This is a genomic window from Proteiniphilum sp. UBA1028, assembly GCF_002316955.1.
GTDB lineage: Bacteria > Bacteroidota > Bacteroidia > Bacteroidales > Dysgonomonadaceae > Proteiniphilum.
The window spans coordinates 12,649-26,538 of sequence record NZ_DCEN01000003.1; the positions used below are offsets into that span (position 1 = coordinate 12,649).

Below are 13,890 nucleotides of genomic sequence, written 5' to 3' on the forward strand. Positions count from 1 at the left end.
CCCAGCTCGCGGTATTTTTTTACCACACCGACGGTCTCCTGCTGGCTTTTGTATCGTTCTTTGCTTTGCCAGTATCCATAGGTCCACAATGGAAACATGGGAACCTGTCCGGTGAGGTCACGCATCTCCGCAATAACACCATCGGCATCACCTCCATACATAAAATAGTAGTCGATGCATTCACCCACTTCAGAACTAAAAGATGTTTCGCCTGGTTTGTCTTTAAAGGTGGTGGGCGAATAGTTATCCCAGAAAAGTCCGTACCCTTTCACGGACTGGAAAAATGTCACAAAATCCCATGTGTTGTTTTGAACCATATGCACCTCCTGGTTTCGCTGAGACATTTTCCCATTTTGAAGAATACCAAGGCCGTAGATAGCTTCGTCCTGATCCAGTACATAGGACTGGTTCACACGATAGATTTTTACCCCGGCATCGTCGAAGTCAGTGAAAGTAGCACCGGCTTCTTTTTCGGTCAAAAGTACCTGATTCTTTGCGCTTTTGAAAGTCACTTTTCCGCTTTTCATGTTCAAAGCCACTTCCACGAGTTTATTCTTCAACAGGAGTTCATCCCCTTTCTGTTTCGTGGTAAAAGTTGTTTTTTCCGGAGTCTTGACAACGGACAAACTTTCTTTATTAACGTTTTTCCCTTCGGGTGATTTCACCACCCGAACTATTGATGGTCCGTAGAACTGTATCTCTATGTCCATCGAATTAACCTGAGCGCTCACTCCCAGTCCGGTCTTTTTATACGATTGAGCAAAGCCCGGATTTGAGAATAACATCAATATGCAAAGCGCAGCAACAATTTTTTTCATCATCTTATGGTATTTGTTTTTACAATATTTGGTCTTATATCAGTTAAGAATATCTTGGGCAAGAAAATTTTCCCAACCCTTGCTATAACAGCAGCAGTATGCATGCATGGCGTCAACGCACGAGCAGAGACTCCATCTCTTTAGCCGAATGAAAGGGCATGAGGGTAAAACTGTATTTATGTCCTTCAGCAGATGGTCTTACAAGATAGGGTTCGTGTGGCATGGCACCCCAGCTGTCATCGCCGGCGACACCCATCATGCGGTAATCTATGTGTATCTCCACCAGGTCGTGTGGTTTAATATCGTTCGCATGACGCAGGTTCCTGTCCTTATTGGGGCCTGCATCAAAATCTTCAACTGGATTGTTTGAAGCATTAAACTCAATGAGCGAGTCGGCTACAACCAGAAGTCCGCTCCCATCGTCCCGGCTTAAAGCCAGCCAGCGTACGTTGGTACGGTGACCGTTTTCCTGAGGACGGATATACGGTACATACATATCCGCCACCGCAGTCTTATAACGGCCAACGAACGAGGAAGCGTTCCGATCGGAGTAGTTCTCCCAGGGACCACAACCAAAATATTCCACTTGAGAAAATGCTGAAGGCAGCTGCATTTTCATCCCTACTCTTGGAATAATTGGAATATTCTCGCCTTCGGTGACAAGGCTGTTGTCGACCTTTACCATGCCATTGCCCATAACCGTATAGAGAGTTTGCCATGTCGATTGTAAAGAGTCAAGTTTATACACAACCTCAATCTGAACGGCATTTCCTAACCGGGTTGTCTTCACGCTTGCCGCGACAGGGTTTTGCCCCGATGCTGTTTTCCAGGGGCGGGCCACGCGAGGCATGCGCCAGCCATAATCGTTATCGGTTGTGCCTCTCCAAAATGCAGGACGCGGCCCAAATCCATTCAATAACAATTCCCGGCCTTTGGCTTTATACGATGTGATCACTCCTGACTGTGCATCGATGGCCAGCGAGAATCCTTTTCCGTTGATGTCGATGGTGGTTCCTTCCGTGCAAGTCACCTTTCCTGTTTTAGCCATATCGATTGGGACTTTGGGCGCTTCGACAGGAAGCTTGATTTGTCCTGAGGCTATCTCCCATCCTTTGGGTAGCAGGTTGTCAGCTGTGCTGGTTTTGGCCGATAGCGTCACAAAGTATTCGACTCCCGGGCGTGCTGAAATCCCCTTTAAGTCAATGTCGACTATTTTGGATTGCTGAGGAGCCACATCCATTGAAGGTAGTTTTTCTGTTTTTACCACTTTGCCGTTGGCCGTGATTGTGTAGCTGAAATTGTATTTAGAGAGGTTGGTAAAAAAGAACTTGTTCTTTATTTGTATCTGTCCGTTCTCAAGGTTTTCGGGTTCAAAACCAATGTTTTGATAGACATGCTTCACCTCGTAACTGTGAGGCTTGAAGCTCCTGTCGGGAAAAACAACCCCGTTAATCAGAAAATTGCCATCGGATGGTGTTCCCGGGGGACCGTAATCGCCTCCATAGGCCCAGAATGTACCCTTTTCATTTTCGTTGACCAGTCCCTGATCCACCCAATCCCATATAAAACCGCCCTGAAGATTGGGGTATTTTTCAATGATATCCCAGTAGTCTTTTAAATTACCCATACTGTTCCCCATGGCATGTTCATACTCGCAAAGCACCAGGGGCCTGTCTGTGAAGTTATTTGCGTAATGTTCAATATGTTGAGGCTTGGCATACATAGGACACACAATATCGGTATTCCATTCGTGGCCCGCCTGCTCGTATTGAATTGGGCGATTCTTATCGCGGCTGCGAATGAACAGATAGGTCTGGTAAAAATTATACCCGTTGCCGGCTTCGTTACCCAATGACCATATCACAACAGACGGATGGTTTTTGTCCCGTTCAAACATATTGCGGGTGCGAAACAGGTGAGCCTCTGTCCAATCAAGGTTGTTGGCCAGGCTTTTACCTTTAGCGCGGTCATAGCCCATACCATGCGATTCTATGTTGGCTTCGTCAACAATATAGAAACCATATTTGTCCGTAAGGTCATAGAAAAATGCAGGCTGCGGATAGTGGCTCAGGCGGATGGCATTTATATTAAGCTGCTTCATCCGTTCCATATCGAGCATCACATCCTTCTCATCGACTACCTGACCGTTTATTTGGTTAAATTCGTGAAGGTTTACTCCTTTCAGCAACACAGGCTGACCATTGACCAAGTACTGTCCGTTTTTTACCTCGCTTGTCCGGAAACCAATTTTTATTGATGTCGCCTCGGTCGTTTTTCCGGAAGCATCTTTCATGGTGAGCAACAAAGTATACAGATAAGGGATTTCAGCGCTCCAGGCCTTTACCCCGGGAAGGATGGTTCCAAAACTCACAGTCCCGACGGAATCGTTTATTTGAATGGTTTTGCTCTCCGACGAAATTGTTTTGCCCGTATCATCCAGGATCTCATAGCTTACCGATTGGGTGACTTTATTACCGGTGTGGTTTTTTAACTCCACGTCGAGGTCAAAAATGCCATCGGTATAGGTATCATCCAGCGTACATTGTGCAAAAAAATCACGCAAACGAACCTTCGGTTGGGCATATACATACACTTCACGTGGTATGCCGCTCAAACGCCAAAAGTCCTGACACTCAAGGTAAGCAGCATCACTCCAGCGAAAAACCTCCACGGCAATGGAGTTCCTTCCGGGTTTAATGTATTTGGTAATGTCGAATTCCTGCGGTGTCTTACTATCCTTGCTCATGCCGGCTTTATGTCCGTTTACCCATACAAATCCAACCGATTTGATGGACCCAAAATGGATAAATACCTGCTGTCCGTCCCATGATTGGGGAATTTCCAGGTCGCGACGGTAGTAGCCGATGTTGTTCTTTTCTAAATCGTTGACATAGGGAGGCTTGAAGTTCCACTGCGGATAAAATTCATAACTGACGTTTGTGTAAATCGGATATCCATAGCCCTCTATTTCCATGTTGGAGGGCACCTTTATTTCGTTCCACTCCGAAAGATCAGAGTTGGGGGCTGCAAACTCTTTAATCCGGTTCGATACCCCGGTAACGAATTTAAATTTCCAGGTTCCATTCAACGATATGAACTGCGATGAGTTTAACTTGTTGTTCTGCAATGCAACTTCCCTGTTGTTATAACTCACAAAAGAAGCACGTGGCAACTCCTTATTGATTCCCTGTATTGCCGGATTTTCCAGCTCGGGATGTGGAGCGCGATCTTGTGCCAGAAGGTTTGTTGCAAAAAAGAGGATACAAGCCAAATAAAAAAATCTTCTCATGATCTATCAAATTTTACTATGTTTCTATTTTGAAAACTTCCACCAATCGAAATTGAACAGGTCTTTTTCTCCCCTGAAGACAAAATACAAATCATGTACTCCTTTCACATGTTCAGTTGGAGCGGAAAATGTCTTCCATAAACCGGCTTCCCGGGAAGAATTTATCTCAACGGTGGCAACGAGAGGGCCATCGATTTTATCGGCATGGATTTCGATTTTCCCTCCGTTAAGCGGAGAGACACTCACATCGATCGTTTTTGCACCATCGGAAAAATTGACCCCTTTTACCAGAATATAATCGCCATGGTTGATGGATGTTACATACAATCGATCGGCAATTTTTCTGCCCCTGGCCCAGTCGAAGTCGCCTTCCCATTCGGTTTCGAAGTGTGTTTTCAGGCCTTCGCTCCAGGCCATTGTTTCCGCTTCAACACGCTTGAAGGGATTCAATGTGCCTACTTGTGCAGGACCTTCAACGGACCAGTAGGTGCGGTTCTGTATGGTTCCATCGGGATGATACCTCATTTCATCCATATCGACCGAACGTCGTTCATAAAATTTGCTTGTAGATAGTTTAAGCAAGTCGTAACTATGCCCAAAACAATATGATTTACCTTTGAATTCGATAATTCCAGGGTGGTTGCCACGGGTCTTTTCCGAGGCATCCACAATCATGCCTTTGTATTCCCATTCCCCTGTGGGTGAGCTACTCATGGCATAGCCAATGCCTTCAGGACAACAGGTTGAGGCATATGCCAGGTAGTAGAAGCCGTTGCGCTTCCACACCCACGGCCCTTCCTGGTAGTTTGCCGGCGTTGTGGAATCTTGCATGATCTCGCCCGAGTAGGAAATCATGTCTTCGTTCAGTTTCACCCAATACACCTGGGGATTTCCCCAGTACATATAGGCCTGACCATCGTCGTCAATCAATACAGTTGGATCGATGTCGTGGCTGCTGTTTTTTATTAAAGGCTTCCCCAGAGGGTCTTTGAAAGGACCATAAGGGCTGTCGGCTACCAGTACGCCAATTCCAACCCCGCCCGGCATGGGGCAATAGAGATAAAATTTCCCGTTACGTTCGATGCACTGAACCGCCCAGGCACCGTTGTCGTAAGGAACCCATTTGAAATCTTTCAATGAGGCTACCACCCCATGTTCGGTCCAGTTTACCATGTCGGTGGATGAATATAAAAGCCAGTCTTGCATTTTAAAACCCATTGCATCGTCCTCGTCGTGTGATGTATATAAGAATACGGTATCGTTATACACCATAGGCGCGGGATCGGCTGTGTATTTTGTTGATATAATAGGCAGGGTCGTCGGTTTTTGTGCAATGCATAGAAAGGCAATTGCCATAAGAACATTAATTATTAATACTTTTTTCATTGTAAATATGATTTTTGTGATTATTTTTTCGGTTTTATACTAACCCCTTCAACAGTTAGGGTGATTGGTTTTATACTGCCATCTTTATCGAAGTAGAGGTATTCAACGCAAACCTGACGACGACAGTCGCCGCCAGGTTCTCCATTCAAAGAATAAGAACCGTCGTGATAGAAGAAATACCATTGATCTTTGAACTCCACAACGGCCGGATGAATAGTAAACCCGTGCTTTGCAGGGCCTGTGATCAACCCTCCATAAGTCCATGGCCCGTTTATATCTGGAGCTGTTGAATAAGCAATCTGCTCGGGCTGTACACCGGGTGCATCCGCCGCATAAATATTGTAGTAAAGATTACCGCGTTTGAAGAGCCAGGGGCCTTCGGAGAAATTTCTGAAAGGTACTTTGGTAATTGGGCCATCTAGCTCCACCATGTTGCGATTTAGTTTTACCATATAACAGTCGCCATTTCCCCAAGCCATCCAGGGTGTTCCATCATCGTCAATGAATACAGTTGGGTCGATATCGGAATTCCACCGGTGGGAGTCGGTTGTCATGTCATCTGTAATAAGTGGTTGACCCGGACGTGCTTCTTTAAAGGGTCCAGTAGGGCTGTCGCTAACAGCTACTGTGATAAAATGTCCTTCTTTTCTGTCGAGCGTAACATAGAAATAATATTTACCATCCTTTTCAACGACTTGTGCAGCCCATGCAGCCCAACTGTGGGCATTAACAAAATCTTTTGCAGCCAATACAGGACCATGGGCAGTCCATTTTTTCATATCGGTGGTTGAATAGCAAAGCCATTCGGGCATATTGAACCATCCTCCCGGATTAGCCTTGTCGTGCCCTGCATAAACGTAAAGCCTGTCGCCAACAACCAGTGCAGCCGGGTCAGCAGTAAAGGTATCGGTGAACAGTGGATTCTGTCCTGGTACGCGTGGCATGGCTTCGCCTGAAATTTTAACTTCATCGATACCACCATCAAGAACAGCTAAGCTGTTGGGAAAACCGCCAGGATAGCCATGTCCAATAATCCATGTTCCGGCATCGCTGCGCATTGCCGGGCCACTGAAGGTAATAGAGGAAGGCTTGCCAAAGCTGTCTTGGGTAGAAGATTTTACCTGTATTTGCATGGTGGTTTGATCTTTTTTAATATCGTAAACGGCATGCGCGCGTACATCGTACCACTTACCTGCCTCTACTTTATCACCGGCAACAACGCGGCGTGCCACACCATCGGCACACATCAATTCCACAAAGTATTTTGTATGCATATTGTCAAAACCAATCGAGACATCGCCTGCCAAATGCCCCCTCCCGCCTTCCTTGCAAAGATACACCTGTTCGGTACCCAGGAGGTTGCACATCAAGCTTGCTTCAATTGTCCAGCTCTTGCGCATGTCGTAATATGCCAGGGGTTGATCATAGGTTACCACATATTCACTGCGCTTAATGGATAACGAGTGGGAGTTGGGCTTCCCATCTGCCAAAACTGACGGGACATTGTCTGAAAGGACATTTGGTGATGGCATGTTCCCACGTATTATCAGATAGTTGCCTTTGCCCGATTCATCGAAAACAAAAGGTTGATCCTCTGAAGGACCTTGGTGCCCATCTATTAAAGTCGAAGCGGAGTCACCATTGAGATGCTGAACCTGTTCAAAGCGCCAGTGAGCGAGCACTTTGCTTTGGGCATAAGTGTAGGTGTTATTGCTGAAAAAAAGTAAAATCGCGATCAACTGAAATAGCAATAGAATGCTGGAATTTCGGCACAATTTTTCTACTGTCATGTTCTTCATGTTTTTAAATCACTTTTTTAATTTCCACCAGTCGAAGTTGAACAACTCACCTTCGCCGCCTTTGAACACAAAGCAGATGTCGTGTATGCCATTGATTTTCTTTATATTGCTTTTTACGGTTGTCCAATTTAACCATCCACCTGTGTTTTTTACATCGATTGTGCCCAGCAATTCCCCATTGGGATTGTTTCGCCGGATTTCGATTTTACCACCTTGAGAGGCAGATGCCACACTTGCTTCGAAGGTTTTGGCACCTTTCCCAAAATCGACGCTGCGTACCTGTAGATAATCGCCACTTTCAATGTTGGTTACATAAACGCCTTCCTGGCTGTTGCCAGCAGTCTTTAAACCTTCGCTCCATGCGATGGTCTCGGCTTCCACCTCTTGATAAGGATCTAAATTGGCAACACTTTTGGTCACGCCCTCTTTGGTAGGGGTGATTAGCGGAATGCTGCCATCGGCATTATAACTGAATTGTTCTACACTAACCGAACGTTTAAAGCCTTGATTAATTGACAAAGCCTGATCGTGATAAAAGATGTACGAATTTCCCTTAAAATCGATGACTCCTGCGTGGTTGGTAAAGGCCAGGTGGTCGGTTCTTTTCATAATCTGACCTTTGTATGCCCAGGGCCCTTCGGGAGAATTGGCGGTAGAATAAGAGATGTATTCGGGAATACCTTCGGCGGCATAAATCATGTAATAGAGATTGTTGCGTTTATAGAACCACGGACCTTCGGTGTAGGTGGTTCCAGGTTTTCCGTCGCGGCCTGTTTTGGAGCCAAAGGATTCGGGAGTCATTTCAATGGAGACAATACCATTCCGGCCAATGCTACGGTCGTACGATATCATATCTTCGTTCAGCCTGACATACCACAGACCGGGATTTCCCCAATATAACCAGGCTTGTCCCTCGCCATCAATAGCCACGGTTGGGTCAATGTCCTGCCAAATATGATCACTGTCGATCAGGCGTTTTCCAATTGGATCGGTAAACGGACCGGTGGGAGAATCGGAAACAAGCACCGAAATACCCTCGCCATGAATGGGAACGTAGAGGTAAAACTTACCATTTCGCTCTATACATTGCGGTGCCCACGCCCCGTTTGTTTTGTTCATCCAGGCAAAGTTTTTCAACGAAGCCACGGCGCCGTGGTCGGTCCAGTTCACCATGTCTTTCGATGAATAGCAACGCCAGTCGTACATAGTAAAGAAGTTATTTGCTGTTGAGTCCGCGTCGTGAGAAGTATACAGGTATACAGTACCGTTGTATACCATCGGTGCCGGGTCCGCTGTAAAACAGGTCTGGACGACAGGATTTTGTGCTTTGATCGGGAGTGTAGCGACAACTACTGCACCTACAAGGAGAATTTTATAAAATGTGTTCAAAATTTTGTTCATTGTGCGTTTATTTTATTCATTTATCTATCACTATATTCTTAAAAAAACAGTCTATGACTACCTTTTTACTTGAAGAACTGCAAATTACATAATTAGTGTAAGTATTTCCTAAATATGTAAACTTAATCGAATAGACTTTGTCATTGATATGTACCTGTTCCTCTATTACTTTTAATTGAGGAATAAACAGGCTCCCCCCCAGAAAAATAATTGCGATAATAAATATATCTAATCGAGTCTGATATGGATTCGACAAACGAAATGTTCACAAATTCGTACTCATTTGCATTTGTAATATTCTCAGTCTTCCAATTATTCAATAAATTTTTGAAATTTGTCTCATACGATGTTATATTTTCTCCATATTCATATATACTAACCAGTTCTTCCAATGGATTCGATATCTTATTGCTTTGGGACTGACCATATATTTGGATATGGCAGGACAACAGCAAAATTATCAGCAATCTTCTTCTCATTTTTTTCTTTATTGGGATAGTAAAACTTATGGTAAGACTAACTCAATTCGTACGGCCTCAACTGCTCAATACCACGTAATTCGAAACTTTCTGCTCTTTCGTTAATAATTATTCACACTCTGTTGTCTCGTAACGGATAGAAAAAATATATTTCCGTTCAATTTGTAATGAGGTCAATCTCGGCATATCCGATGTTGTGATTGTTTTCGGTATTTTTTATCGCACGAAACAATACATAGCGGGCTTTTTCTTCTTTAAACATTTTGGTTTGCCATAACGGGTTATTTTTTATGTTTGCAAATTCGCCCTCACTGACTATTTTCCACTTTTTTTGGTCGGTGGAAACGTAGATCTGGTATTCCGTAATTATACCCGGGCCCCACATACCCATATCGGGGTGATATCTAAATCCATTCAAAATGAGTTCTTTGTTTAGGTCGATGATCAGGTCGGCAGGCAGTGTGCTCACCTTCTGGTGCCAGGCAGTGTATGGGTTGCCATCCAGTATTGCATATGCTTTGTCGTCTTCAATCCCCAGGATGGTCCAATCCTTGCGGGGTAAGTCGAATTCCTGGTGACTTACTTCGCTGCTTCTTCCCGATGAAGGTTCATAAGCAATGGCATTTACTACCAGTTTGTTGTCTGAGTGAATGGGCCCGGAATATTTGTTCGAGCCGGCGCTGGGTTTGCTGCCATCGATTGTGAAATACACCTCAGATTCAAAATCGGCGGGGGTTATTATTACATCACCCGACTTGTTGCGTATGATCGTTGGGGGTGTCAGTATTTGCGGCGCATTGTAAACGCCGATGTTCGATATCACCGGACAGGCTTTTGAACTGGTAACGTTGAAGCGAACCTTGCTTGCTTCCAAAGTAGGAAAACGAAGTATACGTTTATAGCCGATTGTGGTGCCTGTGGCAACTTCTTCCCAATCATTTCCGACAAGCGCTTCCACCGTGAATGATTTTACCCGTTGTCCCAGGCGTATCTGTTCTTGCACCATAAACCGGTTGAAAGCGGTTGGTCTTTCGAAATCGATGGTCAGGGAGGCTGTTGTAACGCTTTCATCGGTAGCCCAATAGGTATCCTTGTTGTTGTCGATCGCTTTTTTTGCTGCAAATTTTGCGGTGTTCCCCCTGACATTTGTCGCTTCTACCTTTGCATTGTCTGCCAGGTCTGTCGCAAATGCTTCCTGAACAGCCTGTGCCAGATCAAGTGCAGCCTTTTCATCATTTGGGTGAATTAACCCATTGGGCATCACGGGGAAATTCAGCAAAAATGTGCCATTCCGGCCAATAGAATGGTAATAGGTATCCATCAGGTGGGATACGGTTTTTACTTTGCCATCTTCACTGGGATGGTAAAACCATTCTGGCCTGATGGAAGTATTTACCTCGGCAGGCACCCATGCATTTCCTGTTTCGAGACCATAATGTAACATATCCCCACTCACAACTCCTGTACTGTCGAGCAGACTCCAGTTCGTTTCTCCCACATACCCCGCTTCGGTACCTACCCAACGCAGATCAGCCCTGTCGCCGCCATCGTTCCATATAACAATGCCGGGCTGCAGCTCATAGATCATTTGGTAGGTGGGCAGCCAGTCGTAATAGGTCGTACGGTCTATTTGCCGGTTTTCATTTGCTCCGCCATAGTATCCCGTACCTCCATTCGCACCATCGAACCATATTTCAAAAATAGGTCCATAGTTGGTCAGCAACTCTTTAATCTGATTTCGGAAATAGGTGATATATTCAGGTTTTCCATAATCGGGATGGTTTCTATCCCAGGGGGAAATGTATATACCCAGCTTCAGGCCGTATTCTTCACAGGCATCGGCCAGTTCACGTACCACATCGCCTTTCCCTTCTTTCCACGGGGTGTTCTTTACCGAATATTCGGTATATTCTGATGGCCACAAGCAAAAGCCACTGTGGTGCTTGGCAGTTAGGATGATCCCTTTCATGCCTGCTTCTTTGCATATACGGGCCCACTGCCGTGCATCGAGCTCTGTTGGATTAAACAGGTGAATGTCTTCGTTGCCATACCCCCACGATTGGTCGGTATAGGTGTTCAATGAAAAGTGTATAAAAGAGTAGTATTCCATTTCCTGCCAGCGAACCTGATTTTCGGAAGGTATCGGGTACACGGGTGCCGGCTCTGTTGTGCGGTTACAACCTGGGAGGCAGGCAATATACAGCGATAGGGTACATAAATAGATTAGCTTCATTGTAATTTAGTTTCTCGATTGGCTTTGTTTTAGCAAACGGATAAAGTATACAGCCCCTGCAGTATTGCCGGGCAGAGACTGAAACTTAACCCTTATCTTATCCTTTCCTTCCACCATCCTGCGGGGGATGCCATATTCCACATCAAAGAATCTTGATTGGTTCCAGCGGCCGGTATTGTCTTCGGTCAACAACTTTTCATCGTCGATGTATATATCAAGCCTTCGGCCTCCCCACTCAGCACCCCAATAGCGAACAAGGAGACAAAGGTCGGTTTCGGAATTTGTCTTCATCTCGTAGCTGAAATAGCCATTTCCGGTTGCATCACGATAGAACTCGTTGTTGCTGTTTCCCGAGGTAGAATGTTCTTTTTCGATGGCATGGTCCGTTTCCGGCTGTTGTTCACCGGTTGCCACAAAATCGATGGTTCGTTTTTCGATGGCAATCTTTTTGTTTTCCATTGCCGTCAGGGAGTCCTTGTACGAGCTGTATCCATTATTTGTTAGTGCCAGCCAGTAGATCATGTACCGGGAATCGTGTATTTTTGCGAAGGGCTCCAGGGTTACGTCCATCGGATTTTCCATTTTGACACTTAGCTTGAAATGCAAGGGCTTATCCTTTACCGGTATCAGCTTGTTGGCAATATTTTGAATGTCGTCTTCAACCAGGATGGGAGCCTGGTCGACAGGCAACATCTTGCCGCCCGGGTATTGTGCCCATCGTCCATCGTCGGCTAGCAATCCTCTCAAATCGTCTGCGCCGGTCCTGGCGCCCAGCAAGATGGGACCGCGCATAAAAGCGATGTATTTGTCTACATGGGGCAGTTGTACAATGCTGTTGTGCATCGGCAGCTTCACTTTCACCACATCTCCTTTTTTCCACTTCCTGTCGATACAGATGTAGGAGGAAGGGAGAGAATCGTACTTTACTTCTTTTCCGTTTACGCTGATTGTCAATGCCCCCTCCTTCACCCATTCGGGATACCGGATCATGAGTGGAAAGTGTGATGATCCTTTTGTTATGGTAAGCGTTGTGCCTTCTTCGCATGGAAAGCCTGTCTCTTGCCTGATGCTGATTTTTTTCTCCTTCCAGTTGAGTTCGGAAGCGATAAAGAGGTTCAGGAAGAGTGAATCGCCGGAGTGGGTATAGATAAACTGATTGTATTTACTGTGGTTTTCCATGCCTGTGCCCACGCAGCACCACATGGCATTGTTGGGAGTGGAATAAACCCGGTAATGACGGGGACGGGCTGTGGTGAAATAAACGTACCCCCCATGCTCCGGGTGTTGAGTAGAAAGAATGTGATTAAACAGCGTACGTTCATAGTAATCGGCGTAATGTGCCGAGGGACGGATGCGAAACAAATCTTCGGTTAGCTTCAGCATATTGTAGGAGTTGCAGGTCTCCGGTCCGTCCACATCGTTGATATAATCACCACAGGATGCGATGCCTGGAAAGTGTTCCCTGCGGCTATTTCCTCCGAAAGCCAAAGAGCGGTTTCTCACAATGGTCTCCCATGAGAAGCGTCCCGCATTTTCATATGTTTTGTCGCCACTCAGTTCGGCGATTCTGGTAAAGCCGATAAACTTGGGTATCTGCGTGTTTGCGTGCTTGTTGTCAAGATTGTCAATCCCCTGCGACAACGGTTCAAGAAACTGCTTGTGCGAAAATCTCCTGGCTGCCACCAGGTATTTCTCGTTGCCGGTTATCTGGTAAGCATCGGCAAAGATCTCGTTCATGCCGCCGTGTTCCATGTTGAGCATCGATTGCATCTGTTCATCGGTAAGGGCAGAAGTGATGCGAATACCCCAATCGCAAAATTGCAGAAACAGCGACCTGGCCTCTTTGTTGTTTGCATAAAGCCAGGCATCCCGCAGGCCGGCATACATCTTGTGCAGGTTGTAGAAAGGCGCCCATGCAGACATATAGGTTCCAAAATCCCCCTTTTTGAAAGCTGACCATAATGCCGCACTGTTGGGAAACCCACCGACGTAGCCGGTACCCCATTCCGCATTGTTTACTTCATTTGCTTCCAGGCACATCCTTAGTTCCGAAATCATCTGTTCCATTCGTTTTTTACACTCGCTATTGCCTGTGGATGCATAATTTATTGCCATGGCAGAGAGGTAGTGCCCTGCCACATGCCCATCCAGACCGTCCCAGTTGGGATAGCTTTTTGCCTTCTCCGGCAGACCGGCTACTTTGCGGTAGGGTGCCAGCAAGCGATCCACGTCGTACTGTAAAAGTACCTGGATGTTGAGGTCACGTGCATCTTTGAATGGCCCTTCGAGCAGCGTTACATCCGATATTGGAAATTCGTTGTTGTATAGTTTCTCCTGTGCCTGTATGGATCCAAAACAAATAAAAAGAGAAACAAACAATCCTAAGTTTATTCTTCTCATTCTCTTCAATTTAATGAATGTTTATTTTCCGCTTTTCAACCATCTGTGAATAAAACGATTGTATGATTACTCAAGATATGATGAA

The 13,890-nt window shown here is 45.6% G+C and carries 7 protein-coding genes; all 7 read right to left on the reverse strand.

Going from position 1 to position 13,890, the window contains the following annotated elements:
- Positions 1-821: TIM-barrel domain-containing protein (locus tag B3Z75_RS00325; RefSeq protein ID WP_414702835.1), on the reverse strand; the 821-nt coding region annotated here is incomplete at its 3' end.
- Between the two features lie 109 nt (positions 822-930).
- The gene (locus B3Z75_RS00330; RefSeq protein ID WP_294066423.1) at positions 931-4,107 is read right to left on the reverse strand and encodes a glycoside hydrolase family 2 TIM barrel-domain containing protein; all 3,177 of its coding nucleotides are present in this window, start codon (positions 4,105-4,107) and stop codon (positions 931-933) included.
- A gap of 24 nt (positions 4,108-4,131) precedes the next feature.
- Positions 4,132-5,493, reverse strand: a complete 1,362-nt coding sequence (locus tag B3Z75_RS00335; RefSeq protein ID WP_414702836.1) for a glycoside hydrolase family 43 protein — start codon at positions 5,491-5,493, stop codon at positions 4,132-4,134.
- 20 nt (positions 5,494-5,513) lie between these two features.
- Positions 5,514-7,283: a glycoside hydrolase family 43 protein gene (locus B3Z75_RS00340; protein WP_294066424.1), complete on the reverse strand. Its 1,770-nt coding sequence runs from the start codon at positions 7,281-7,283 to the stop codon at positions 5,514-5,516.
- A gap of 18 nt (positions 7,284-7,301) precedes the next feature.
- The gene (locus tag B3Z75_RS00345; RefSeq protein WP_294066425.1) at positions 7,302-8,693 is read right to left on the reverse strand and encodes a glycoside hydrolase family 43 protein; all 1,392 of its coding nucleotides are present in this window, start codon (positions 8,691-8,693) and stop codon (positions 7,302-7,304) included.
- Between the two features lie 636 nt (positions 8,694-9,329).
- Positions 9,330-11,405 (reverse strand): alpha-L-fucosidase, encoded by a 2,076-nt coding sequence (locus B3Z75_RS00350; protein ID WP_294066426.1) that lies wholly within the window; start codon positions 11,403-11,405, stop codon positions 9,330-9,332.
- A gap of 6 nt (positions 11,406-11,411) precedes the next feature.
- Positions 11,412-13,805, reverse strand: a complete 2,394-nt coding sequence (locus B3Z75_RS00355) for a glycoside hydrolase family 127 protein (protein ID WP_294066427.1) — start codon at positions 13,803-13,805, stop codon at positions 11,412-11,414.
- Between the last annotated feature and the right edge of the window lie 85 nt (positions 13,806-13,890).